Source organism: Dactylosporangium sp. CA-139066, from assembly GCF_050936175.1.
GTDB lineage: Bacteria > Actinomycetota > Actinomycetes > Mycobacteriales > Micromonosporaceae > Dactylosporangium.
This window is the reverse complement of the sequence record NZ_JBNJNH010000001.1, coordinates 2,006,997-2,030,010: the sequence shown is the minus strand read 5'-3', so window position 1 is coordinate 2,030,010 and position 23,014 is coordinate 2,006,997. Positions and strand designations below refer to the sequence as shown.

The window sequence follows — 23,014 nt, the reverse complement described above, 5'->3', positions numbered from 1 at the left end:
CTGACACGACCTGCCACCGGCACGCGACGCTGGCGCCCACCCTACCGCCTCCGCGGCGAAGGCCCCCGGACCCGCGGTCCGAGGGCCTTGCGCGTCAGTTGCCGAGGGCCCGGTACCGGCGGGCGGCGAGCGGCAGGAAGACGACCGTGAGCACGGCGGGCCAGATCAGGGCGAGCATGATCGAGTGCTGTCCGGCCCAGTCGCCGGCGTTCCAGCCCGGGTTGCCGAACAGCTCCCGGATCGCGGCGGCCGTGGCCGAGAGCGGGTTCCAGGTGCCGATGGCGTCGAGCCAGCCGGGCATGGTGTCGGGTGACACGAACGCGCTCGAGAGGAACCCGACCGGCCAGACCACGACCTGGACAGCGACCGCCGACTCCGGTGTCCTCAGCAGGAGCCCGAGGTAGATGCCGACCCAGGTGAAGGCGAACCGCAGCCACAGGAGCAGCCCGACGGCGGCCAGGGCCGGGGCGGGCCCGCGGTTGGGCGCCCAGCCGACCAGCAGGCCGGTGGCAACCATGATCGCCAGGCCGGCCACGCCGTTGAGCATGTCGGCGCCGCTGCGCCCGGCGAGCACGGGCGCGGTGCCGATCGGCATGGAGCGAATGCGTTCGGTGATGCCCTTGGCGGTGTCGTTCGTGACCGACACGACCAGGGATTCGAGGCCGAACAGCATGGTCATGGCGAGCATGCCCGGGATGAGGTAGTCCATGTACTCGCCGCCCGGCAGGGCCATCGCCCCGCCGAAGAGGTAGCCGAACATCAGCACCATGAGGACCGGGAAGAGCAAGCCGAGCAGGATCGACACGGGGCGTTGCCGCCAGTGCGTCAGGATGCGGCCCGCCAGCGTGGCGGCGTCCCGCAGGGCGATGGTCGCGCTCATGCCGCGGGCTCCTTGCGTTGGGTGGTCGTGGTGGTCGCGCGGTGCCCGGTGAGGGAGAGGAACACCTCGTCGAGGGTGGGTTTGCGCACGACGGTCTCGATCCGGTCGGGACCCACTCGCGCCTTCAGCTCGTCCGGGGTCCCCTCGGCGACGACGCGGCCGGCGTCGATGAGGGCGATGTGATCGGCCAGCTGGTCGGCCTCCTCCAGGTACTGGGTGGTGAGCAGCGCGGTGGTGCCGGTTGCCACGACCGCCTTGATCATGGCCCAGACCTCGCTGCGAGCCCTCGGGTCCAGCCCGGTGGTCGGCTCGTCCAGGAAGAGCACCGGCGGCGAGAGGATGAGACTGGCGGCGAGGTCGAGCCGGCGCCGCATTCCGCCGGAGTAGCCGGCCACCGGCCGGTTCGCGGCCTCCGTCAGCTCGAACCGTTCGAGCAGCCGGTCGGCCCGCCGCCGCGAGTCCGCGGCCGTCAGGTGGTAGAGCTTCCCGAGCATGACCAGGTTCTGCCGCCCGGTGAGGACCTCGTCCACCGAGGTGTTCTGACCGACCAGCCCGATCCGGTAGCGCGCCCGGCGGGGATCGGCGCGGACATCGCATCCGCCGACCCGGACCGCACCGGCGTCGGGCCGCAGCAGGGTGGTGAGGATGCGCACGGCCGTGGTCTTGCCCGCCCCGTTGGGCCCGAGGAGCCCGCACACCGTGCCCGCGCGGACGCGCAGGCCGAAGTCGTCCAGCGCCGTCTTCTCGCCGAAGCGCTTCCGGACACCGGCCGCCTCGATCGCCCAGCCGTCCGGCGGCGACACCGCCCTCGATTCTCCGTATGCCATACGGAGAAAGATAGCACAACATCGTACGCCGTACGGAGCGGATGGTAGGCTCCGGTCATGGCCCCGGCCGAGGACAAGGGGGCGGCGGACCCCGCCCGGACAATCGCCGCCCTTTGGGGCACCCAGCCGCCACCGCGGCGCGGTCCCCGGCACACCCTGACCACCGCGCAGGTCGTCGCGGCCGCGATCGAGATCGCCGACCGCGACCAGGACCTCGACTCGCTGTCGATGCGACGCGTCGCCGAGGCGCTCGGGGTGGGCACGATGTCGCTGTACACCTACATCGCGTCCCGCGACGAACTGCTCGAGGTCATGCTCGACGCCGTCTACGCCGAGGCGGTGAACGAGCTGCGGACCCGCCCGGACGCCGAGGACTGGCAGGACGGCCTGCGCCGCGTGGCGCGGGTGAACTGGGAGCTTGTGCTGCGCCATCCCTGGATGCTGCAGGTCTTCACCGGCCGGCCCCCGCTGGGGCCCAACACCGTCGCGAAGTACGACCTCGAGCTCAGCGTCATCGACGGCATCGGCCTCGGCGACGTCGAGATGGACGCGGTGATCACGCTGGTGCAGACCCACGTCGAGGGGCTCGCGCGCCGGCGGGTCGAGGCGGACCGGACCGTGCGGCGCACCGGCCTCACCGACGAGCAGTGGTGGGAGCTCGCCGCGCCGCCGCTCTCCGAGGTCCTCGATCCTTCCCGGTTCCCGATCGGCGCACGGGTCGGCCAGGCCGCCGGGGAGGCCCACCAATCCGCACACAACCCCGAGCACGCCTACGCGTTCGGGCTCGAGCGACTGATCGCCGGCATCGCCGTGCTCGTCGCCGGCCGCGGCCGGGCGACCGCGTAGAGCGTCCTGGCCCCCGCTAGGCGGAGGCGCGCAGGACCAGCTCCGGGTTGAAGATGACCGAGCGGGGCGAGCGCCCGGGCTCGCGGATGCGGGTCAGCAGCAGTTCGGCCATCTCGCCGGCCATCTCCTCGACCGGCTGGCGGACCGTCGACAGCGGCGGGTGGCACTCCAGCGCCGCCGTGCTGTCGTCGAAGCCGATCACCGCGATGTCGTCCGGCACGCGCCGGCCCGCCTCCTGCAGCACGCGCAGGGCGCCGTCGGCCATGAGGTCGTTGGCGACGAAGACGCCGTCGACTTCGGGGAGCTCGGTGAGCAGGCGGGCCGCCGCGCGCTCGCCGCCGTTGCGGGTGAAGTCGCCCTCCACATGGGACGGGGTCAGGCCGTGGGCGCGGGCGGCCTCCTCGAAGGCGGCCAGGCGGTCCTGGGCGGCCGGCATGTCGAGCGGGCCGGTGATGGTGGCGATGGACCGGCGGCCCAGGGCGGCCAGGCGGTCGACGGCCAGGCGCACGCCGGCGCGCTGGTCGACGTCAACGTAGCTGATCGTGACCGGGTGGCCGGGGCGGCAGGACAGCACGACCGGCACGCCCAGCTCGACGAGCTGCGCCGGGAGCGGGTCGTCGACGTGCGAGGAGATCAGCAGGGCGCCGTCGACGTGGCCCTGCCTGAGGTACCGCAGCAGATGCGGCCGCGCGGGCGGGTCGGCCAGGAAGATGACCAGGTGGATGCCGAGCGGGCGGAGGACCTCCTGCGCGCCGGCGGTCACGCGGCCCAGGAACGGGTCGGTGAACATGCGGGTCAGGAACGGCGTGGAGTAGCCGCGGTTCTCCGGCTCCGACACCACGAGCGCGATCGAGTCGGTGCGCCGCGTGACCAGGGAGCGGGCGGCCAGGTTCGGCACGTATCCGGTCGCGGCGATGGCGCGCTCCACCGTGCGGCGGAGCTCCGGATCCACGGTCTGCACGCCGTTGATGACCCTGGAGACCGTGGCCCGGGACACCCCGGCGTAGTTGGCGACCTGCTCGAGGGTGGGCGGTCGCGAGTCGCTGCCCGTCATGGATGCCACGGTAGATCGTGCCCCGATGCGATGAGGAGCCGCGGGTGGACGGAATCGGCGTGTCACGTCCACCCGCGGCTGGATCAGAGGGTTTTTCCGGCTACTTGCTACTTGCAGACCCGGATTACTTGTAGACCCGGACGTAGTCGACGTACATCCGCGACGGGAACGGCGTGGAGGCGTCGATCGGGCCGGGGAAGTCACCGCCCACGGCCAGGTTGAGGATGATGTAGAACTGGTGGTCGTACACCCACGGGCCCCTGGTCGTCTCCACGGTGTCCTTGTTGGCCACGAGGATCACCTGGTTGTCGACGCGGAACGTCATGTGCTTGCTGTCCCACTCGACCGAGTACACGTGGTAGTCCTGCGACAGGTCGACGGTCGTGAGCTTCTGGCCGTAGCCGCCGCCGCCGTTGTACGCGGGGGCGTGCAGCGTGGAGTACACATCCGTCGTGCTCTTGCCGAGGATCTCCATGATGTCGATCTCGCCGTTGTACGGCCACGGGCGGCCCTGCAGGAAGTCGGCGCCCATCATCCAGAACGCGGGCCAGAGGCCGTTGCCCTTGGGCACCTTGATCCGGGCCTCGACCCGGCCGTACTGCGTGGTGAAGCTCGTGCTGGTGTTGATGCGGCCCGAGGTGTAGTCGCGGCCGCCGGCCGTCTCCTTGCGGGCCTCGATGACCAGCGAGCCACCCTGGATGCTGGTGTTGGCGAGGTTGCTGTAGTACTGGATCTCGCCGTTCTGGCCCGTGCCCGGGTCGACGTGCCACTTGGACGTGTCGACGTTGGTGCCGGTGTTGAACTCGTCGCTCCAGACCAGGTTGGTGGCCGGGAAGATCGGGTCGGCCGGCGGGGCCGGGGGCTGCACCGGGTTGCCGCCGGTGCCGTACACCTTGAACTCCCACAGCGAGTAGCCGTAGCCGTTGGAGCGCTGGGTGCCGTACATCCGCACGTAGCGGCCGTTGCCGTTGACGTTCAGGGTCTCCTTGAAGCCCTTGCCCGTCGTGGTCGAGTAGATGCTCGTCCAGTTGGTGGCGTCGTTGGAGGTCTGGATCTGGTACGCCACGGCGTAGGCCGGGTCCCACTGCAGGATCACCTGGGTGATGTGGGCCTGGGCGCCGAGGTCGACGTAGATCCAGCCCGGGTCGACCCAGCCGTTGGTCGGGCTGGTCGCCCAGCGGCTGGCCGGGTCGTTGTCGAAGGCCTTGTCCGCCGTGCACGGGTTGCAGTTCGAGTCGTTCTGGAACGTCGAGGCGACGGCCGGCTTGTTGTACGACAGCAGCACCGCGTTGCCGGGGTTGGACGGCGACTGGCTCGGGCTGCTCGGGGTGTCGTTGGTGGTCGACGGCACGCCGGTGACGCGGACCTGGAACTCCCACAGCGAGTAGCCCCACTGCGTGGCCCGGGCGGTGCCGTTCATCCGCACGTAGCGGCCGTTGCCGGTCACGTTGAGGTTCTGCGTGCCGCCGGTGCCGGCGGCCGTCGTGTAGATCGTCGCCCAGTTGGTGCCGTCGGTCGACGTCTGGATCGAGAAGGCCGTCGCGTAGGCGGCCTCCCAGTTCAGCGTCACGCCGCAGATGGTCTGCACCGACTGCAGGTCGACCTGCAGCCACTGCGGGTCACTGGCCGCGCTGGACCAGCGGGTGCCGTTGTTGCCGTCGAACGCCGAGGACGCCGGGGTGCCCGCGTTCTCGGTCGAGGAGGCGCTGGCCGGCTTGCCCTGGGCGGCGTTGGCGGTGCCGCAGCTGCCGGGCGTGGTCGGGCTGCCGCCGAAGACCTGGAACTCCCACAGCGAGATGCCGTACTGCGTGGCCTTCGCCGTGGCGTTGAGCCGCACGTAACGGCCGTTGCCGGTGACGCTGAGGCTGACGTTGCCGCCCGCGCCCGACGTCGTGGAGTAGATGCTGGTCCAGTTGGCGGCGTCGTTGGACGTCTGGATGGTGAAGGCGGTCGCGTACGCGGCCTCCCAGTTCAGCGCGACCCGGGAGATCTGCTGGGCGGAGCCGAGGTCGACCTGCAGCCACTGCGGCACCGCGAAGGCGCTCGACCAGCGGGTGCCGGTGTTGCCGTCCGTGGCGCTCGAGGCGGGGGTGGCCGCGCTCTCGGCCGACGAGGCGGTCGTCGGTTTGCCCTGCGACAGCAGGGTCTCGGCGGCGTTGGCGCGGGTCACGACCGTGACGATGTACGCCAGCAGCATGGCGGCCACCGCGAGCGCGATGATGCCGTAGCGGAAGGTGCGGCGACTCGTCAGGGATCTGGTGGATCGATGGCCGGGGGCGGAGACCGACCAGTCCATTGGATGACTCCTTCGTGGCGGGGGTGTTACGGCGGTGTGAGAGAGCGCTCTCTCAGAAAGCCACAATGAGCCCTTGGTCAGACCCTGTCAATGCCAGTCAACAAATTGGAGAGCGCTCTCCAAGGCTGGGGAGCGCTCTCCGTCACGAGTTACGAGCAGCTGAGCGACGGCACCGGGTTGGATCCGGAGTACGTCGCCTGGAAGCCGAACGTCGTCGATCCACCCGGCGGGATGGTGCCGTTGTACGACAGGTTCTTCGCGGTGACGCCGGTGCCCGACTGGGTCACGGCGGCGCTCCACGAGTTCGTGATGTGCTGGTTACCGGAGAAGTTCCACGCGACCGTCCACGCGCTCAGCGCCGACGAGCCGGTGTTGGTGACCTTCACGTCGGCGGTGAAGCCGTTGCCCCAGTCGTTCTTGGTGTACGTGACGCTGCACTTGCCGACGCCCCCGCCACCGGGAGTCGACGGGCTCGTGGAGACCGGGGGCGTCGAGACGGGCGGCTGCCCGCCGGTGGTGACGCTGAAGTTGTTGACGGCCAGGCCCTGACCGCCGGTCCAGGGCTCGAAGCCGGCCTGGATGCTGGTGAGGTACCAACTCGTCTGCGCGTAACCGCGGGACACCGCGTCGTTGAAGAACGACGCCGGCGCGAAGCTCACCGAGCTCGTGCCCGGGTTGCGCACGTAGGAGATGACGTTCCAGCCGATGTTGCCCTCCCACACGTCCCAGGTACCGCCGGCGATGTTCGCCGTGCCGACCTTGGACCCGACCGGCTGGGGCGCGCCGGCGTGGTTGACCCACACCATGATCTCCGCGCCGGTGTTCTGCCCGTCGGTGCGGGCCGTGGGGTCGAACCAGATGTCGTACGCCGCGTCCCACTGCCCCGAGCCCGGGAAGCTCATGCTGACCGAGGTCTGGATCCCGGCGAACCGCGAGTCGCTGACCCGCAGCGGCAGGATGCTGCCGGTGCTGCAGTTGGCGTAGTGGCAGCCGTAGTACACCGCCGGGTACGACGCCGGCGCCCCGTTGGTCGGCACGTTGTGGTTGGCCTGCGAGATGCTGAATCCGGTGCTCGTGACGTTGATGCACTGCGGCTGGTCGGTGCCCCAGACGTTGTTCATCACGACGTACCGTCCACCCTGGATGGTCGTCGACCCGTACTTCTCGCAGATCTGGGTGTCGGCGTGCGCCGAACCCGTGGTGAGCACGATGGCGGCACCGGTCGCCACCATCAGCCCGGCGGCGGCCAGCGCGGCCCTGACTCTTCCTCGCATAGGTTGTCTCCCTTCCATCGAGCACCATGAGCGCCGATGGCAGGGATGGCGCGGGACGCCGCCGATTTGGAGGGTTTTGTACGGTAAGAACCCGGAAACTTACAGCGATGGATACACTGCGCGCACGCCCGTCGACGCAGCACAGGTGCGGATCGAGGCGGCCCTGGCCCGGGTCCTGCCCGCGTCCCTGGAGCGCCTGGCGCCCCCGGCCGGCGCGGCCGCCGTCGAGGCGCCGGCGTTGCACCCCCTCGAGGTGGCCGCGGTCGCGGCCCCGGAAGGGGGTCAACATCTCGCACAGACGCGAGGCGGCGCTATGGCGCGGCCGGTGGGCGGCTGGAGAGCGCCAGCTGGAGCGCCACCTCGCGGCTGTCGGCCGCCGGGGCCGGGACGTCCGGGCGGACGCCGGTGCCTTCCCAGTTGTCGCCGGAGAGGTGGCTGACGCCGCGGGCGACCGGGATGGTCGCTTCCAGGTTCGGGTGGACCCGGAAGCCTTCGCGGGGGTGAGCGCCGCCGCCGGTGCGCTCGCCGACGATCGTGGCCCGCCCCAGCTGCTGCAGCGCATAGCTCAGGGATTCGCCGCCGGAGAATGTGGCCGGGCCGGTCAGCACGTACAGCGGCTTGTCCGGGCCGAAGCGCGGGCCGGGCACGTACGGGAGGGTCCAGTACTGGCGGACGTCGCCGTCGCGGGTGACGAAGTCCTCGACGTGGACCGGCTCGTCGCCCAGCAGGTAGGTGCACACCAGCATCACCATGTCCGGCGCGCCGCCGCGGCACTCGCGCAGGTCGATGATCAGGGTGTCCGCGTCGGCGACGAGGCGCAGGGCGGCGACCATCGCGTCGCCGGCGATCTGGGGCGGGTACAGCAGCGGGCGCACACACAGCAGCGCAACGTTGCCGGGCAGGCGCTCGACCCGCGCGATGCCGGACCCGTTCGCGATCGCGTCCCGGGCGAACCGGGCCAGCTGCGCCTCATCGGTGTCGGCGGGCACGTCGTCGGCGCTGTACAGCAGCCGCAGGTGCCTGTCCCCGTTGGCTGACTGGAGATCCTCGGTCACCAGCGCGGCCAGCGCCGGAGCCTCGTCCGCGCGGTCGTAGCGGCCGTCAGCGGCCCGCCCGGCCAGCAACCGGGCCAGGTCGGCGCCGACCTCGGCGAAGACGTAGTGCTCGGCGACGAGCCGCCCGACGTGCGCGACGATCGAGCGTGCGGTGGCGGGATCCATGGCGGCCAGTAGATCAGCGGGTGGACAAAGCGTCAAGCATCCTTGACGCTTGACTGGTGTCCGTACCCGACGCACCGCCCCCCGACGAGGTCATGCGAGTCGCCACGCCCGAGCAGTTCAAGGCGATGGCCCATCCGCTGCGCCAGCGGCTGCTGTTCGCGCTGATCCACCCCGCGACCATCAGTCAGCTCGCGACGGCCGTCGGCAGCCGGAAGGGCAACATCGCCCATCACTTGAAGGTGTTGCGCGAGGCGGGCATGGTGCGGGTGGTGGCGACCCGGACGGTCCGGGGCGGCACCGAGCAGTACTACCAGCGCACCGTGCACCGCTACGAACTCGGCGGGGAGCAGGCCACGGCCCATACGCCGCTGCTCGTGCGGGCGGTCGCCGACGAACTGGCGGACGCGGCACCCGAGCCGTTTCTGGTGCTGCGCAACGTCCGGTTGACCGCCGACCAGGTCGCGCGCCTGACCGACGAGCTCACCAGGCTCAGCACGGAGCTGACCGACGCCGGACCCGGCGAGCACCGCTACGGGCTCCTGCTCACCCTCTACCGGCCCGCTCAGCCCGAACCTAGCTCTGCTGGTAGTTGACCGCCGCGAAACCGCACGGCGCGTGCAGGTGGATGTAGTAGGCGCCCTCGCCGTACTCGTCGAGGTCGGCGCCGCCGATCAGCCCGACGTAGTCCATCGCCCGCCCGCACTCCGGGCAGTCGGGGTGCTCGGCGTCCTGGATCCAGTCGGGATGCCCGCCGAGCGTGGAGCCGCCCGTGCCCCAGGCGCTGGCCTGGTACGGCCCGGGCCGCCTCGGCCCCGCAACGGCGACACGGTTCGGCGGCTCCTCGGCCTCGCCGTCACCGAGATAATCCGGCCGCGCGTTCCCGTCCCACCAGGCCGCCCCGCCGTCGGGCTGCACGCGGCTGTACAGCGTGGTGTAGCACGAGCAGAACGCGCAGGTCTCGACCGTGAGCCGCCCGCTCCACCCGGTGTGGCGCAGTGCGTCGGTCTCCCCGGCGTCGAGCTCGGCCGCGCGCCACAGCGGCGACCGGCACCACGGGCAGCCCGGCCGGTCGGCCCGCGGCGCGGCATCGCGGATCAGCCACTCGTACGCCACGCCGGCACACAGCTCCCGCCGCCGCCCGTCGGCGTCCACGCTCCACCCGCCTTCGCGCGCGTACGCGAGCGGCCCGACGTGCAGCGCCTCGAACCCGGGCGCCGGCGCCTCGGCCCACCGCCGCAGCGCCCCCTCGGCCAGCGGGTGCCCGCTGTGCGCGAGGACGAGCAGCAGATGGTTGAGCCGCCCGAGCTCCTGCCCCGCCTCGACCTGCGCGATGACGTCGCTGACGACGCCTTCGCCGGCCCCGCGGTACAGCTTGCCCGGCCAGAGCACGTCGAGCTGGAGCATTCTTGCGTGGTACTGCCCCAGCCGCCCCGGCTCGGAGTCCGCAATCGCGACGAGCTCCTCGATCGCGTCCTCGTCGTCCCCGCCCGCCCGCTCGACCAGCCCCTCAATCACGGCCGCGATGATACTGGCCCGCAATCGGTACATCTGCATCAATGGGATGGACCTGGTTCGCGATCACGAGCCCGTCCTTACGCCGGGGGCTGGGCGAGCCGGCGCAGGACCTGTTCGGTGGCGTTGCGCAGGGCCCGGCGCCCGGCGATGACCAGCAGGACCGACACCAGGCGCCCGCGCAGCGTCGCCGGGCGGCGGTCGACCGTCACGCGGATGCGGCTGCCGGTGCCGGCCGGTTCCACGCGGTACAGCCACGAGCTCCCCGGCCGCCACGTGTTGGAGTCCGTGGTCTCGACGCGGACCGTGCCCGGCGTCGACCAGTCGTAGCGGTTGCGCTCCCACACGCCGCCGGCGAACGACGAGCCCTCGGTGACGTCCGCCCAGTCCGGGCCGGCGTCGTGGACCTTCAGGTGCTGCTCGTCCACGTTGGGCCAGACCTCGGCGCGCGACGGGGAGAAGTCGGTCAGGGCCTCGACGAACCGGGCCGGGGGCACCGACGTTGTGAGATCGAACTCGATTCGCGGCATGACCGATCGTGCGCGCCGGCACGGCCCGCGCGCAAGAATGGCAATGTGAGCGATTGGAATGACAAGATCATCGAAGAGTTCCGCGCCAACGAGGGCAAGGTCGGCGGGCCGTTCGAGGGGGCGCCGCTGCTCCTGCTGCACACCGTCGGCGCCCGCAGCGGGCAGAACCGCGTCAACCCGATGATGTACCAGGCGGTCGAGGGCGGCTACGCCGTGTTCGCCTCCAAGGGCGGCGCGCCGACCAACCCCGACTGGTACCACAACCTGCTGGCCAACCCGCGGGCCCGCGCCGAGATCGGGACCGGCGAGGTCGACGTCGTCGCGCGGGTGGCCGAGGGCGACGAGCGGGAGCGGATCTGGAGCGCGCAGAAGGCGGCCTACCCGGGCTTCGCCGACTACGAGAGCAAGACGACCCGCCAGATTCCGGTCGTCATCCTGCAGCCGGCCTAGCGAGGACGCACGGGGTGCCGGCGCCGATCCCGTCGCCGGCCCGCGTGCGCGGTTGCCTCCCGCGGCTACTGTGACGCCGACGGCGGGAGGTTGCCCGTGATGCGGATTGCCCGCAACTGGTGGAGCCGGCTGCGTGGATGGTGGCTCCTGACCGTTGCCGCCGGTGGGATGGCCGCTCTCGCGGCGGCGGGCCGCATTTACACCGGGACGGTGGCGGTGGTCGGACCGGGAGCTCGAGCGGGCCGGCCGGCTCGCGCACGACATCCGCATCGCGCACGCTCTGCGCAGCGCCGACACCCACGGCCTGGCCGAGGTCATGGCGGCCGGGCCGCAGCTGCTGACCGATTGGCAGGACGCCTTCTCGGCCGGCCCCCGCACGCCCGGCCCGGACCGGCGAGGTCCGGGCCGGACGGCGAGGGCTACAGCAGGCCGCCCATCAGGGGGTCGCTGATCGAGGGCGATCCGTCCTCGAGGTGGCCGGCGTACTCCACGGCGAAGCGGTCGTCGCCCGCAAGGGTGAGCGTCACGCCGTACCATCCATGGCTCTTGGCAAGCGGGAAGCCCACCGGGTGCGTCTGCCCCGGGCGCAGGGCGACGTGCGAAGTGCGGCCGGAGTAGCGGTCGGCGATCGTGAGCTCGGCGCGGGCCCGGCCGCGGTTGGTGAGCTCCAGCGTCAGCGACGCATGGTCGTAGCCGGCGTGCACGATCACGCCCGGGTCGGCGGGGCCGGCGGCGAAGCGGCGGTAGAAGCCGTTCGGGCCGTGCACGGACAGGTCGTAGCCCTGGTCGGCCGGCCACACGTCGGTGACCTGCTTCGCCGGCTCGACCGTGTAGGAGCGCGGGGGCTGGGCGGGGTCGGCCGAGCGGACGTGGAAGACGCCCGTCGCCGCGCCGGAGTTGCGCAGGTCCAGGGCCAGGGCGCCGGCCGACGGGCGGGCGTCGGTGTGCAAGGTGTACGGCAGCGCGCGGGCCGGGCGCACCCCGCGCTCCTGGACGGGAAGCCGGCCCTCGGCCGGCGGGACGGGGACCTGGTCCGGCTGCCGGGTGAGATCGGCCGGTTTGAGGTCGCCGGTGCCGGGCAGGTCGACGCGGCGGGAGGCGTTCGGGGTCTTGAAGTCGAACGCCGAGGTCAGGTCGCCGACGACGGCGCGGCGCCACGGGGTGATGTTCGACTCGACGAGGTCGGCGCGGCCGTGGGCGAAGCGGCGCTCGAGGAAGCGGATGAGCGAGGTGTGGTCGAACAGCTCCGAGTTGACCCAGCCGCCGCGGGTCCACGGGGACACGATGATCATCGGTACGCGGACGCCCAGGCCGTAGGGGCCGGCGGGGTGGTCGGCGGAGCCGGGGTAGATCTCGTTCGTCACCGGGACCGTCGACAGGCCCTCGGCCCGGGTCGCGGGCGGGGTCGGCGGCACGAGGTGGTCGAAGAAGCCGCCCTCCTCGTCGTACGTGACGAACAACGCCATCCTGCTCCACACCTGCGGGTTGGCGGCGAGGATGTCGATGACCTGGGACACGTACCAGGTGCCGTAGTCGGGCTCCCAGTTCGGGTGCTCGGTGTAGGCCTCGGGGGCGACGATCCACGACACCTGCGGCAGGCGGCCGGCGCGCACGTCGGCGCGGAAGTCGGCGAGCAGCCGGTCGGGGCTGCGGTCCTGCTTGTTGATCTCGGTGCCGAGCTTCGCCTTCGCCAGCGGCGAACCGGCGGCGGCGTTCTGGTACTGGTGGAAGTACAGCAGCGAATTGTCGCCGTAGTTGCCGATGAACGGGTCCGCGGTCCAGCCCCAGTAGCCCTCGGCGGTGAGGCCGAGGCCCACGTCCTGGTACACCTTCCAGGAGATCCCGGCCCGCTCGAGCCGCTCCGGGTAGGTCGACCAGTCGTAGCCCGCCTCGGCGTTGGTGATCACCGGGCCGCCCGCCCGGCCGTCGTTGCCGACCCATCCGGTCCACATGTGGTACCGGTTGGGGTCCGTCGGCCCGAGCAGCGAACAGTGGTAGTTGTCGCAGACCGTGAACGCGTCGGCGAGGGCGTGCTGGTAGGGCAGGTCGGCCCGGGTGTGGTGGGTCATCGTGGTGACGCCCTTGTTCGGCACCCAGCCGTCGTAGCGCCCGCCGTTCCAGGCCGCGTGGGTGTCGTTCCAGCCGTGCGGCGGGTCGGGCAGAAACGTCTTGCCCATGTCGCGCACCTCGGGCCGGAACGGCATGACCTCGCCGGCGCCGCCGGGCTGGTGGAACACGCTCTTGCCGGACGGCAGCCGCACCGGGTGCGGGTCGGCGTAGCCGCGCACGCCGCGCATGGTCCCGAAGTAGTGGTCGAAGGAGCGGTTCTCCTGCATCAGGAAGATGACGTGCTCGACGTCCTCGATCGACCCGTGCTTGTCGTGTGCGGGAATCGACAGCGCCTGCTCGAAGGAGAGGGGGACGGCGGCGGCCGCCGCCATCTGCAGAAATGTACGACGATCGACGTTGGCCATGCCCCGGGACGCTAGGGGCGCAAGGTGTACAGAGGGCGCCCACCCGGGGCGCCCTTGTCATGCGATGCGAAAACTGTGAGGTGTGCTACCGCCCGATGGAACGGCGCCCCCAGAAGCCCGCGACGGCCCACACGCCGACCGCGGCGAGCACCACCTGGATGAGCAGCTGGAGCCAGCTGAAACCGGAAGTGGACACACCGACCGCGCGGGCGATCGCGGTGCCGATGAGGGCCGCGATGATACCGATCACGATGGTGAGCCAGATGGGGATGTGCTGCTTGCCGGGCACGACGAGCCGTCCGAGCGCGCCGATGATGAGCCCGACCACGATCGCGGAGATGATGCCACCGACGGTCACCTTGGACCTCCTGCGGATGAGAACGTGGGGACACCCCGCCACTGCCCAGATCGGCGCAGCTCAAAACCCGCAGCCGTCACCTGGATGACGCCACCCGGCCATCGCGCGCGGCAGGCTGCGCAGATGGATCGCCGTCGACTGCTGATCAGCGCCGCCCGGGCCGGCGCCGCGGCCGGGATCGCCGGTGGGGCCGTCGTGCTCGACGCCGCCGGCGCGGGCGACCGGGCGTGGTCCCGCCTGGTACCGCGGCGACATGCACCTGCACACCGTGCAGGCCGACGGCCGCCGCGAGCCGGCCGGGCTCGCCGCCGCCGCGCGCGCCGCGAAGCTCGGCTTCATCGTCTCCACCGAGCACAACACGTCCAGTGCGGCCGGCGTCCGGGGCCGGTTCGCCGGTCCGGACCTGCTCATGGCGCTACCGCGCGGTCGACGGCGCCCTGGCCCGGTTGCTAGGCGCCTTCCCACTCGCTGCGCAGGAGCGCGGCCGCGCCGTAGATGTCGGCGTCGGCGCCGAGCTCGCCGACCAGCACGGTGGCCGTCGCCGACATCGCGGGGCTGGCGTGGCGCTCGATGGTCTCGGCGAGGCCGTGCACGATGTGCGCGCCCGCCGGGCCGACCGAGCCGTCGAGCACCACGGCGTCGGGGTTGAGCATCGTGCACAGGTCGGCCAGGGGCCGCCCGGCGATCCGCCCCACGTCGGTGAGCAGGCGCTGCAGCCCGATGTCGCCGGCCGCGGCCAGCCGCAGGACGGTGGCGAACGTGAGCCGCTCGTCGTAGGCGGGCTGGGCCAGCTCGAGCAGCTCGGTGGAGATGGTGTGCCGCAGGCAGCCGCGGCCGCCGCACGAGCAGATCGGGCCGTCGGGGCGGACCTGGACGTGGGCGAGCTCGCCGGCCAGGCCGGTGCTGCCGCGCACGAGCCGGCCGCCGAGGATCAGGCCGGCGCCGAGGGCCTGCTGGCCGAGCTTGAGGTACACGACGTCGGTGCGCCCGCGGGCGGCGCCGAAGCGGTGCTCGCCGAGGGCGGCGAGGTTGGCGTCGTTCTCCACGAACGTGTCCACGCCGGTGCGCTCGCGCACGGCGGTGGCGAGGCCGCCGTCGAGCCAGGCCGGGATCCAGTCCCAGCGGCGGGCGGCGGCCGGTGGGAGCGCGCCGGCGGGCGGGACGGGCGCGCCGACGCCGAGGACGAGCGCCGCCAGGCCGCGCCCGCCCGCCGCCCGCTCGACGAGCCGCCCGGCGACGTCGACGGCCTCGCCCGGCTCGGCCGTGGGTGCGAGGGGCGCGTCGGCGTCGGCGAGCACCTCGCCGCCGAGCGTGGCGACGCGGGCCCGCAGCCGCCCGCCGGCGGCGGTGAGCACGCCCATGGCGGCCGCCGGCCCCTCGAGCGCGACGACCCGGGCCGGGCGGCCGGCGCCCTGCTCGCCGGTGCGGCGCGGCGCTCGCTCGACGACGAGGCCGAGGTCGGCGAGCCCGGTGACGAGCCCCGCCGCGGTGGCCTTGGGCAGCCCGAGCGCGGCGGCGAGCTCCGCGCGGCTGCTCTCCCCCGCGCGGCCCAGATAGGCGAGCACGCGCCGCTGTGCCGGTTTCAGCATGCCCCCACGCTATCAATTCGATCGAATCGAGCCAAATAAAGGGTCTGCTATCGTCATCCCCCGTGGCAAGTACCGTTAATTCGATCGGATCCGCTCAAAAGCCGGACGGCAACCGGCTCGTCCGGGCGTTCGAGTCGCTGCGCGATCCGCGGTACCGCTGGTGGTTCTTCGCCCAGGTCTTCTCCGCCTCCGGCACGATGACGTCCGGGGTCGCCCAGGCCTGGCTGGTGCTGAGGATGACCGGCAGCGCGATCGACATCGCCCTCATCACGGCCCTGATGTTCCTGCCGACCCTGCTCGGCGGCGCGTGGGCGGGCTCCCTGGTCGACCGGATCGACGTGCGGCGGCTCCTGATCGCCACCAACGCCGCGTTCGCCGTGCTGGCCGGCGCCCAGGCCGCGCTCATCGGGGCCGGCGGCATCCGGCTCTGGATGCTGTTCGCCTTCGCCGCGCTCAACGGCGCCGTCTTCGCCATCGACCAGCCGGCGCGGCAGGTGTACGTCTTCGAGCTCGTCGGCCCGGCCCGGCTGACCAGCGCCGTCGGCCTGTACGAGGTCATCCTCAACGCCTCGCGGGCGCTCGGCCCGGCGGTCGGCGGGGTGCTGCTGGCCACCACCGGCATCGCGTCCTGCCTGGTGTTCAACGGGCTCACGTACCTGCCGACCATCGCGCTGCTGCTGCGGCTGCGCCCGGTGGCCGCCGCGCCGCCGGCCCCGCCCGCCCGCGCGCCGGGCCGCATCCGCGCCGGCCTGGCGGTCGTGCGCCGCGACCCGGTGATCGTGTCGTGCGTCGCGCTGGCCGCCGTGAGCGGCATGGTGTTCAACCTGGCCACCACCACGCCGCTGTTCGCCACGCGGGTGCTGCACCTGGGCGGCGGCGGGTACGGCGCGCTCACCGCCTGCTTCGGCGTCGGCGCCCTGCCGGGCGCGTTCATGGCCGCGAGCACCCACGGCGCTCCCGGCCCGCGCCTGGTCCGCAACCTGGCCCTGGCGACGTCGCTGTCGGTCCTGGCGACGTGCCTGACGCCGATCGCCGCGGGCGCGTTCGCCGGCCTGGTCGCCGTCGGCTTCTGCTCGATCTGGCTGGTCGCGACCGCGAACACCCTCGTCCAGCTGGCCGCCCCCGCGGGCATGCGCGGCCTGATCATGGGCATCTGGGCGATGGCGCTGCCCGGCTCCAACCCGGTGACGGGCCTGCTGGCGGGCGCCGCGGCCGAGCTCTCGCCGCGGGCCGGCGTCGGCCTGAGCGGCGCGCTGATGCTCGTGGTGGTCGCCGCGACCTGGCCTGCGCTCAGCCGGCGACCAGCCGCAGCGGCGGCCGCGGCGGCGCCGTGAGCCGGGCCAGGGCGTCCTCGGTGGCCGCGTCGGCCGGGAGGTACACGACGAGGCGCTGGTCGTCGTCGGCCGGCAGGTCCAGGGTCTCGTAGGCCAGCCGCAGCCCGCCCGCGCCCGGGTGGGCCAGGCGCAGCACGCCGGAGGCGCGGGGCAGCCCCGGCACCGCCTCGACGCGGCGGGTGAAGTCCGGCCCGGCGATTACGGTCAGCTCGTCGGCGAGCGCGGCGACCTGCGGGTCGGCGCGGAACGGCCCGTGCTTGAGCGCCGCGACCTGCTCGTCGGCGACGTGGTCCCAGTCGGGGAACGCCTCCCGCGCGCGGGCGTCGGCCAGGACGAACCGCAGCAGGTTGGGCCGCGCCGCGTCGAGCAGCCCGAGCGGCCGGACGAGCACCTCGAACGCGGCCGTGGCCGCGACGACGTCGCCGAGGCGGTTGAGGACCGCGGCCGGGGTCGCCCCGAGCCGGTCGAGCAGCGCGCGCACCGTCGGCCGGACCGTGCGCGGCACCTCGGCGCCCGGCCCGCGGCAGGTGAAGCCGGGGTCGGCGCCCTTGGCCAGGCGGTACAGGTACACCCGCTGCGACGTCGTCAGGCGCAGCGCGTCGGCGAGGGCGGACAGCACCTGCGCCGACGGGTGCCGGTCGCGCCCCTGCTCGAGCCGGGTCACGTACTCGATGCTCACCCCGGACAGCCCGGCCAGCTCCGAGCGGCGCAGCCCCGGCGTGCGGCGGCGCGGCCCGGCCGCCAGGCCCACCTCGGCCGGCGTGACCGCCTCGCGGCGCGTACGCAGGAACAGCCCCAGCTCGCTCACGACCCGACCGTAACAGGGTCGCGAGGCTTGCCCCTCACGCGACGTGAGGTCGTAGCGTCAACCGCGTGAACGACGGCAAGACCTGGCGGGTCGGCGAACTCGCCGGCAGCACCGGGCTCACGGTCCGCGCGCTGCACCACTACGACGAGATCGGCCTGCTGCGGCCGTCGTCGCGCAACGCCTCCGGGCACCGGCGGTACACCGCGGACGACGTGCGGCGGCTGCACCGCATCCTCGCGCTGCGCGGCTTCGGCATGTCGCTGGGCGAGATCGCCGCGGTGCTCGACGGCGGCGGCGGCGACCCGCGGGAGGTGGTCCGCCGCCAGCTCGTCCAGGTCGCCGAGCGCATCGCGGTGGCCGAGCGGCTGCAGCGGGACCTGGGCGAAGTGCTGCGGGCGCTGGACCGCTCCGCCGAGCCGTCGGCCGCGACGCTCATCGACGTCATCGAAGGGATGGTCACCATGAACAGTCCGCTCACCCCCGAACAGCTGGAGCAGATGAACGAGCACCGCCGCCGGATGACGGAGGGGCTCACGCCCGAGCAGCTGGAGGAGATGAACGAGCGGCGCCGCCAGGCCATGGCGGCGCTCACCCCCGAGGAGCGGGCGGAGATGCAACGCAGGCGCGCCGCGATGCTCCCCGCCGGCTCCTGACCGTCAGCCCTGCAGGGCCCGCTCGAGCTCGGCCTTGGTCATGCTCGAGCGGCCCTTGATCTTGCGGGACTTGGCCTCGTTGTACAGCTGCGACTTGGACTTGGCCTTGTCCGACGACTTCCTGCCGGCGGAGGGCTTGCCCAGGTCCTGCCAGCGGTCCGCGGTCATCTCGACGCCGTAGCGGCCCGCGGCCCGCCGGATGCGCCGGAACGCCTCACGCCGCTCCTCGTCGGAGACGTCGCGCACCTGGTCGAAGCGCGCGATGGCGTTGCGGACGTGCGACGCGTCGTTGAGCGGCTCCTTGCGCACCCGCGGGAACGCATACTCGCGCTCCGGCATCGCGTTGCGCTCGGCCGCATCCAGCTCGTTCGAACTTCGTCGTGTTCTGCCTGCCATACAGCAGGGTTACCCGGCCGAACGCGGCCCAACCGCCGGCTGCACGCCGCCGCCGACCGGCAGGACGGTGCCGGCCACGTAGGCGTTGGTGGCCAGCGCGGCGATCGCGTCGGCGACCTCCCCGGGCGCCCGGCCCGGCCCGTGGGTACCGGCGGCTCACCGAGGGGCTCTTACTTCAGATCGAAAAATAACGTTGCGGTCGCGATCCCCCTTTGCCAGGCTCGGCCCGATGGCACTGGTGGAGGCACGAGAACTGACCAAGGTCTTCCGCAGGCCGGACAAGGATCCGGGGCTTGGGGGGGCCGTCAAACATCTGTTCACCCGCCGCTTCACCGACAAGGTGGCGGTGGACAACGTGAACCTGTCGATCGAGGCCGGCGAGGCCGTGGCCTATGTGGGGCCCAACGGCGCCGGCAAGTCAACGACCGTCAAGCTGCTCAGCGGCATCCTGGTACCCACCTCCGGCGAGGTGCGCATCGACGGGCTGTCGCCGCGCAAGGACCGCATCGCCGTGTCGCACCGCATCGGCGTGCTCTTCGGGCAGCGCACGCAGCTGTGGTGGGACCTGCCGGTGTCGGAGTCGCTCGCGGTGCTGCGCGACGTCTACGGCATCGACCACGGCACCTACCGGCGACGCCTGGCCCGCTTCGACGAGGTGCTCGACCTCGGCGACGTGCTGCCGGTGCTCGGGCGCAAGCTGTCGCTGGGCCAGCGCATGCGCGCCGACCTCGCGGCCGCGCTGCTGCACGCGCCGCCCGTGGTGTACCTCGACGAGCCGACCATCGGCCTGGACCTCGCCGTGAAGGACCGGGTGCGCGAGTTCTTCCGGACCGTGCGCGACGAGGGCACGACGGTGATGCTCACCAGCCACGACCTCGGCGACATCGAGGGCTTCTGCCGGCGGCTGGTCATCATCGACTCCGGCCGCATCATCTTCGACGGCGACCTCGAGGCCGTGAAGGACGCCTTCGCGCGCGAGCGGATCCTCAACATCGAGACCGAGTCCGCGGTACCGCTGGATCGGCTGCGGGAGGCCCTGCCCGGCGCCGCCGTCGAGCCCGGCGAGGACCCGACCCGCTTCGCGGTGCGCTTCGACCGTTTCGCGATGACGGCCGGGCAGGCGGTGACGGCGCTCGCCCCGCTGACGAACCTCGTCGACTTCCACGTCGACGAGCCGTCCATCGAGGACGTGATCCGCCGGGTGTACTCCGGGGAACTCGAACTGGACGCGGTATGAGGGCGTATCGCGCGTACGCCCGGGCCACCGCGCTGTCGGCCCTGGCCTACCGCGGCAACTTCCTGCTGTCCATCGGCGGCACGGCGTTCCAGCTCGTCGCGATGCTCGCGGTCTGGCGGGTGCTGCTCGGCGGCGGCGCGACCCAGGTCGGCGGCTTCGACTGGCCGCACATGCGCAGCTACCTGCTCGTCGCGTTCGCCTCCGGCGCGCTCGTCGGCTCGTTCGTCGACTTCCGCATGTCGCATCGCATCCGCTCCGGGCTCGTCGCGCTCGACCTGGTCAAGCCGGTGGACTTCCAGCGGGCCCGGCTGTGGGAGACGATCGGCGGCGTCTGGATCGAGGTCGCCGTGATCGTGCTCGTGGGCGGGGTCGCCGCGCTCGTCTCCGGCCCGCCGGACCTTCCGGCCGGCCCCGAGCTCGCGCTGTTCGGGCTGTCGATGGTGCTGCTGGTGCCGCTCAAGTTCGTGGTGTCGTACGTCAGCACGCTCGCCTGCTTCTGGACCGAGAACTTCATCGGGGTGCTGTGGGCCCGCCAGGCGCTCACCGGCCTGCTCTCCGGCGCGCTGGTGCCGCTGGCGTTCTTCCCGGGCTGGCTCGCCACCGCGGCCGAGTGGTCGCCGTTCGCGGGCCTCACGTCCACGCCGGCGCTCATCTTCGTCGGCCAGGCCACCGGCCGGCACGCGCTGCTGCTCGTCGCGGTCCAGCTCGGCTGGCTCGCGCTGCTGTGGTTCGCGGCGCGCGCACTGTTCGGCCGGGCGCTGCGCCGGCTCACCGTCCACGGGGGATGAATACGATGCGGTTGCTGCGGCTCTACGTCCGCCTGCTCGGGGCGCACCTGCGCTCGCTGCTGGAGTACGAGGGCGACTTCTGGGTCATGATGATCGGCACGATCCTCATGCAGGTCGTCAACGTCGTCTTCCTGGCCGCCCTGTTCGCCAAGGTGCCGGCCATCAACGGCTGGTCGTTCTGGGCGGTGGTGGCCATGTTCGCGATGGTCGCCGTCGCCGAGGGCGTCGGCTCGCTGTTCTTCGAGGGCATGTGGAACATCGCCTGGCTGATCAACCAGGCCGACCTCGACTACATGCTCGTGCGCCCGTACCCGGTGGTGCTGCAGGTCAGCAGCATCACCATCGGCATCAACGGCCTGTCCAACATCCTCACCGGCGGCATCATGCTCGGCGCCGCACTGTCCCATGTGGACGTGAACTGGACGCCCGCCCGGGTGCTGCTCGGCATCGTGGTGCTGCTGTCGGCGATCGTCATCAAGGTCGCCATCAACCTCGCCACCAACGCGGCGTCCTTCTGGATGCAAAGCCCGAGCCCGATGTTCGCCTTTGCGGTACACCAGGCCGGCGACCTGGCCCGCTTCCCCCTCTCCGTCTACCCGCTCGCACTGAAGGCGGCCCTGGGCTTCGTCCTGCCGTTCGCGTTCGTGAGCTTCTTCCCGGTGAGCTTCGTGCTGGGCCACGGCAGCGCCTGGGTGGGCCTGCTGACGCCGCTCGTCGCGGTGTACTGCGTGGCGATCGCCGCCTGGGTCTTCTCCCGCGGCCTGCGCCGCTACGAGAGCGCCGGGAGCTGAGCTGTTCGCCGGCCCCTTCGCCCGGGCCCGGTGTCACGGCGCCCTACACGTCGTGGCACTGGACGGCCCGGGCATCGCCGCGGCAATCGGCGCCACCGCCGCCGGGGCGGTCGCTGCGCTCCGGTGATACCGAACGGACGCGAAGGGACGCGCAGGCATTCATCGCCCGAACAGCAGGTCGAACAGAGCCCGCGTGACGCCGCTGACCACGCCGGATATCGCGGCAACGGCCACTCGCCCCGCGGCCGGACGGACAATGTCGCGCCGATTCCGTCGGGCCGGCCGAGTGCCAGAAGTCCCTCGCTTACGCTGTCGGTCTCCGCTCAACGCAATCGCCTCCCTAGAACACTTTCGCACCATTCGATTCGTGCGCGAAATCCTTGACATAAGGAAGCCGGATCGCACGGATGTCCGGTAGCCACCCGGACGAGTTATGCGAAAGACGGCTTGTCCGCCGACGATCGAGGCGCCGGTCGGCGACAGATCCGCGGCCGGCCCGCCCCTCCGTTGACGCAACACCTCCTGCCGTCGGACACTGTCTGCCAATGTCTGCCAATGTCGGACGATCCAGGACGGCCCGTGAGCCCAGACGACGATCTCAGTTCCGTGGAGACGATCGAGCAGTTCGCCCAACTGCTCAACCGGCTCCACGTCCGGTCAGGCAAGAAGTCGTATCGAGACCTCGAACGGTGGGCCGACGCGCAGCGGCGAGCCGGCAAAGAGACAGCACCGCTCAGCCGATCCACGATCACCGACGCCCTGCGCGGCACCCGAATGCCGAAGAAGGACTTCCTGCGCGCATTCATCGAGGCCTGCGACGTTCCGGAGGTGGATCGGCCGGCCTGGATCAGCACCTGGGAACGGCTGGCCGAACGTCGGCACGTCGCCCCGGTCGACGATGCAACCAAGGGCCGCGCTACATCAGACGAGTCGGCCGAGATCGCCGAACTCCGGGAGCAGGTCCGTCGGTTGACGGAGACCGTGCAGGGCTTGTCAGCCGACCTGTCGCGGCTCAGTGCCGCCTTCAACGCCGGACGGCCGACACTCCAGCCTGCTCAAAGCCGCCCCAAGACGGCCGCCGTCACATCGACCAGCTTTTCTCAGGGGCAACGGAAACTGACCCTCGCCATGATCCACGCACTAGATAATTGCCAATTCATTCACATCCTCACCAGCAGAGATCTTTTTATGGAAATACTGGCGCAACGACTAGGTCCGGGTGTCCAGTTGCGTGAGCACAAGATGCTTCGACCTCAGCTGGTGGAGTTGGTTACCAAGTGCTCGTCTATCGACGGGGCTATTCTCGCGATTGCCGAGCTGGTTGAACTACTGGAACCAGGCTCGTCGGGCACCCGGGACGTTTACCTGGTTGCGAATGAGTGGGCGGCCCAGCAGTTGAGTCGCGGGCACAACCTCGAGAACGTTCGGGCGATTCTGCAGCGCACGGACGTCCCTCACGACAGGAGGGTGTTGGAAAGCCCGGACCAGCGAGCACCGTGGTACTGCAGTTCCGGGTGGGAAATATTCTGTTTCCTCGCCACGCTCCCCGCGGACGTGGACGGGCCCCCGACTGCCCTCGCGTTCTTGGCCAGGACCGCCTCGACCGTATCAGCGGCGGAACGGAAACAGCTTTCCGAGTTCATGGCGCCCTTTGACGTACCAGCACCAACGGACGAACCAACATGAAGTCCCGATCG

General features: G+C 71.7%; 24 protein-coding genes. 10 read left to right on the top strand and 14 right to left on the bottom strand.

The window, feature by feature from the left end; genetic code table 11:
• Nucleotides 1–94: 94 nt before the first annotated feature.
• Together ACQEVU_RS09330 and ACQEVU_RS09325 are read right to left on the bottom strand one after the other, a co-directional pair.
• Complete coding sequence (locus ACQEVU_RS09330; protein WP_433322166.1) at nucleotides 95–880, bottom strand: ABC transporter permease; 786 nt, start codon at nucleotides 878–880, stop codon at nucleotides 95–97.
• Nucleotides 877–1,707 carry an ABC transporter ATP-binding protein gene (locus tag ACQEVU_RS09325; protein WP_433322164.1) on the bottom strand — a complete coding sequence of 277 codons (831 nt, stop codon included), beginning with the start codon at nucleotides 1,705–1,707 and terminating at the stop codon, nucleotides 877–879. The genes ACQEVU_RS09330 and ACQEVU_RS09325 overlap by 4 nt, the downstream gene beginning before the upstream one ends.
• Nucleotides 1,708–1,764: 57 nt before the next feature.
• Here ACQEVU_RS09325 and ACQEVU_RS09320 point away from each other — a divergent pair, with 57 nt between their 5' ends.
• Complete coding sequence (locus ACQEVU_RS09320; RefSeq protein ID WP_433322162.1) at nucleotides 1,765–2,553, top strand: TetR/AcrR family transcriptional regulator; 789 nt, start codon at nucleotides 1,765–1,767, stop codon at nucleotides 2,551–2,553.
• 16 nt (nucleotides 2,554–2,569) lie between these two features.
• Here ACQEVU_RS09320 and ACQEVU_RS09315 read toward each other — a convergent pair whose 3' ends face one another.
• The 4 genes from ACQEVU_RS09315 to ACQEVU_RS09300 form a co-directional block, all read right to left on the bottom strand.
• Nucleotides 2,570–3,607: a LacI family DNA-binding transcriptional regulator gene (locus ACQEVU_RS09315; protein WP_433322160.1), complete on the bottom strand. Its 1,038-nt coding sequence runs from the start codon at nucleotides 3,605–3,607 to the stop codon at nucleotides 2,570–2,572.
• 124 nt (nucleotides 3,608–3,731) lie between these two features.
• Entirely contained in the window at nucleotides 3,732–5,903 is a 2,172-nt protein-coding gene (locus ACQEVU_RS09310) for a discoidin domain-containing protein (RefSeq protein ID WP_433322158.1), read from the bottom strand.
• A 149-nt stretch (nucleotides 5,904–6,052) separates the two neighbouring features.
• A complete protein-coding gene (locus tag ACQEVU_RS09305; protein ID WP_433322156.1) occupies nucleotides 6,053–7,177 on the bottom strand; it encodes a GH12 family glycosyl hydrolase domain-containing protein in 1,125 nt (374 codons plus the stop codon).
• A 311-nt stretch (nucleotides 7,178–7,488) separates the two neighbouring features.
• Entirely contained in the window at nucleotides 7,489–8,397 is a 909-nt protein-coding gene (locus ACQEVU_RS09300; RefSeq protein ID WP_433322154.1) for a S41 family peptidase, read from the bottom strand.
• Nucleotides 8,398–8,453: 56 nt separating this feature from the next.
• On the opposite strand from ACQEVU_RS09300, the gene ACQEVU_RS09295 reads away from it, so the two are divergent.
• Entirely contained in the window at nucleotides 8,454–8,990 is a 537-nt protein-coding gene (locus tag ACQEVU_RS09295; RefSeq protein WP_433322152.1) for an ArsR/SmtB family transcription factor, read from the top strand.
• Here ACQEVU_RS09295 and ACQEVU_RS09290 read toward each other — a convergent pair.
• Together ACQEVU_RS09290 and ACQEVU_RS09285 are read right to left on the bottom strand one after the other, a co-directional pair.
• The gene (locus ACQEVU_RS09290; protein WP_433322150.1) at nucleotides 8,971–9,912 is read right to left on the bottom strand and encodes a hypothetical protein; all 942 of its coding nucleotides are present in this window, start codon (nucleotides 9,910–9,912) and stop codon (nucleotides 8,971–8,973) included. The genes ACQEVU_RS09295 and ACQEVU_RS09290 overlap by 20 nt on opposite strands.
• Before the next feature lie 77 nt (nucleotides 9,913–9,989).
• Nucleotides 9,990–10,439: a hypothetical protein gene (locus ACQEVU_RS09285; protein WP_433322149.1), complete on the bottom strand. Its 450-nt coding sequence runs from the start codon at nucleotides 10,437–10,439 to the stop codon at nucleotides 9,990–9,992.
• A gap of 45 nt (nucleotides 10,440–10,484) precedes the next feature.
• Here ACQEVU_RS09285 and ACQEVU_RS09280 point away from each other — a divergent pair, with 45 nt between their 5' ends.
• Nucleotides 10,485–10,889 (top strand): nitroreductase family deazaflavin-dependent oxidoreductase, encoded by a 405-nt coding sequence (locus tag ACQEVU_RS09280; protein WP_433322148.1) that lies wholly within the window; start codon nucleotides 10,485–10,487, stop codon nucleotides 10,887–10,889.
• A gap of 163 nt (nucleotides 10,890–11,052) precedes the next feature.
• On the top strand, nucleotides 11,053–11,340 hold the full coding sequence (locus ACQEVU_RS09275) for a hypothetical protein (RefSeq protein ID WP_433322147.1): 288 nt from the start codon (nucleotides 11,053–11,055) through the stop codon (nucleotides 11,338–11,340).
• Here the strand turns inward: ACQEVU_RS09275 and ACQEVU_RS09270 are convergent.
• From ACQEVU_RS09270 to ACQEVU_RS09255, 4 genes are all read right to left on the bottom strand, one after another.
• Nucleotides 11,309–13,363, bottom strand: coding sequence for a phosphocholine-specific phospholipase C (locus ACQEVU_RS09270; RefSeq protein ID WP_433322146.1), 2,055 nt, complete (start codon nucleotides 13,361–13,363; stop codon nucleotides 11,309–11,311). The two genes, ACQEVU_RS09275 and ACQEVU_RS09270, sit on opposite strands and share 32 nt — an antisense overlap.
• Before the next feature lie 85 nt (nucleotides 13,364–13,448).
• Complete coding sequence (locus tag ACQEVU_RS09265; RefSeq protein WP_433322145.1) at nucleotides 13,449–13,721, bottom strand: GlsB/YeaQ/YmgE family stress response membrane protein; 273 nt, start codon at nucleotides 13,719–13,721, stop codon at nucleotides 13,449–13,451.
• Nucleotides 13,722–13,781: 60 nt separating this feature from the next.
• Complete coding sequence (locus ACQEVU_RS09260; protein ID WP_433322144.1) at nucleotides 13,782–14,132, bottom strand: hypothetical protein; 351 nt, start codon at nucleotides 14,130–14,132, stop codon at nucleotides 13,782–13,784.
• A 38-nt stretch (nucleotides 14,133–14,170) separates the two neighbouring features.
• Nucleotides 14,171–15,310, bottom strand: coding sequence for an ROK family protein (locus ACQEVU_RS09255; protein WP_433322143.1), 1,140 nt, complete (start codon nucleotides 15,308–15,310; stop codon nucleotides 14,171–14,173).
• 62 nt (nucleotides 15,311–15,372) lie between these two features.
• Between ACQEVU_RS09255 and ACQEVU_RS09250 the strand changes: the two genes are divergently transcribed.
• Complete coding sequence (locus ACQEVU_RS09250) at nucleotides 15,373–16,644, top strand: MFS transporter (protein ID WP_433322142.1); 1,272 nt, start codon at nucleotides 15,373–15,375, stop codon at nucleotides 16,642–16,644.
• Here ACQEVU_RS09250 and ACQEVU_RS09245 read toward each other — a convergent pair.
• Nucleotides 16,601–17,452: a helix-turn-helix domain-containing protein gene (locus ACQEVU_RS09245; protein ID WP_433322141.1), complete on the bottom strand. Its 852-nt coding sequence runs from the start codon at nucleotides 17,450–17,452 to the stop codon at nucleotides 16,601–16,603. The genes ACQEVU_RS09250 and ACQEVU_RS09245 overlap by 44 nt on opposite strands.
• A 65-nt stretch (nucleotides 17,453–17,517) precedes the next feature.
• On the opposite strand from ACQEVU_RS09245, the gene ACQEVU_RS09240 reads away from it, so the two are divergent.
• Nucleotides 17,518–18,105 carry a MerR family transcriptional regulator gene (locus ACQEVU_RS09240; protein WP_433322140.1) on the top strand — a complete coding sequence of 196 codons (588 nt, stop codon included), beginning with the start codon at nucleotides 17,518–17,520 and terminating at the stop codon, nucleotides 18,103–18,105.
• Between the two features lie 3 nt (nucleotides 18,106–18,108).
• Here the strand turns inward: ACQEVU_RS09240 and ACQEVU_RS09235 are convergent, their stop codons facing one another.
• Complete coding sequence (locus ACQEVU_RS09235) at nucleotides 18,109–18,501, bottom strand: DUF6582 domain-containing protein (RefSeq protein WP_433322139.1); 393 nt, start codon at nucleotides 18,499–18,501, stop codon at nucleotides 18,109–18,111.
• A gap of 229 nt (nucleotides 18,502–18,730) precedes the next feature.
• Here ACQEVU_RS09235 and ACQEVU_RS09230 point away from each other — a divergent pair, with 229 nt between their 5' ends.
• From ACQEVU_RS09230 to ACQEVU_RS09215, 4 genes are all read left to right on the top strand, one after another.
• Nucleotides 18,731–19,738: an ABC transporter ATP-binding protein gene (locus tag ACQEVU_RS09230; protein ID WP_433322138.1), complete on the top strand. Its 1,008-nt coding sequence runs from the start codon at nucleotides 18,731–18,733 to the stop codon at nucleotides 19,736–19,738.
• A complete protein-coding gene (locus ACQEVU_RS09225) occupies nucleotides 19,735–20,526 on the top strand; it encodes an ABC transporter permease (protein ID WP_433322137.1) in 792 nt (263 codons plus the stop codon). Before ACQEVU_RS09230 ends, ACQEVU_RS09225 begins: the two co-directional genes overlap by 4 nt.
• Before the next feature lie 5 nt (nucleotides 20,527–20,531).
• A complete protein-coding gene (locus tag ACQEVU_RS09220) occupies nucleotides 20,532–21,317 on the top strand; it encodes an ABC transporter permease (RefSeq protein ID WP_433322136.1) in 786 nt (261 codons plus the stop codon).
• 606 nt (nucleotides 21,318–21,923) lie between these two features.
• On the top strand, nucleotides 21,924–23,003 hold the full coding sequence (locus tag ACQEVU_RS09215) for an effector-associated domain 2-containing protein (RefSeq protein ID WP_433322135.1): 1,080 nt from the start codon (nucleotides 21,924–21,926) through the stop codon (nucleotides 23,001–23,003).
• The last annotated feature ends 11 nt before the right edge of the window (nucleotides 23,004–23,014 follow it).

Coding starts and splice junctions, on each gene's coding strand:
- ACQEVU_RS09225 (WP_433322137.1), top strand. CDS start 19,735: ATGAGGGCGTATCGCGCGTACGCCCGGGCCACCGCGCTGTCGGCCCTG.
- ACQEVU_RS09230 (WP_433322138.1), top strand. CDS start 18,731: ATGGCACTGGTGGAGGCACGAGAACTGACCAAGGTCTTCCGCAGGCCG.
- ACQEVU_RS09320 (WP_433322162.1), top strand. CDS start 1,765: ATGGCCCCGGCCGAGGACAAGGGGGCGGCGGACCCCGCCCGGACAATC.
- ACQEVU_RS09255 (WP_433322143.1), bottom strand. CDS start 15,310: ATGCTGAAACCGGCACAGCGGCGCGTGCTCGCCTATCTGGGCCGCGCG.
- ACQEVU_RS09325 (WP_433322164.1), bottom strand. CDS start 1,707: ATGGCATACGGAGAATCGAGGGCGGTGTCGCCGCCGGACGGCTGGGCG.
- ACQEVU_RS09315 (WP_433322160.1), bottom strand. CDS start 3,607: ATGACGGGCAGCGACTCGCGACCGCCCACCCTCGAGCAGGTCGCCAAC.
- ACQEVU_RS09305 (WP_433322156.1), bottom strand. CDS start 7,177: ATGCGAGGAAGAGTCAGGGCCGCGCTGGCCGCCGCCGGGCTGATGGTG.
- ACQEVU_RS09310 (WP_433322158.1), bottom strand. CDS start 5,903: ATGGACTGGTCGGTCTCCGCCCCCGGCCATCGATCCACCAGATCCCTG.
- ACQEVU_RS09285 (WP_433322149.1), bottom strand. CDS start 10,439: ATGCCGCGAATCGAGTTCGATCTCACAACGTCGGTGCCCCCGGCCCGG.
- ACQEVU_RS09330 (WP_433322166.1), bottom strand. CDS start 880: ATGAGCGCGACCATCGCCCTGCGGGACGCCGCCACGCTGGCGGGCCGC.
- ACQEVU_RS09220 (WP_433322136.1), top strand. CDS start 20,532: ATGCGGTTGCTGCGGCTCTACGTCCGCCTGCTCGGGGCGCACCTGCGC.
- ACQEVU_RS09235 (WP_433322139.1), bottom strand. CDS start 18,501: ATGGCAGGCAGAACACGACGAAGTTCGAACGAGCTGGATGCGGCCGAG.
- ACQEVU_RS09300 (WP_433322154.1), bottom strand. CDS start 8,397: ATGGATCCCGCCACCGCACGCTCGATCGTCGCGCACGTCGGGCGGCTC.
- ACQEVU_RS09260 (WP_433322144.1), bottom strand. CDS start 14,132: ATGAGCAGGTCCGGACCGGCGAACCGGCCCCGGACGCCGGCCGCACTG.
- ACQEVU_RS09270 (WP_433322146.1), bottom strand. CDS start 13,363: ATGGCCAACGTCGATCGTCGTACATTTCTGCAGATGGCGGCGGCCGCC.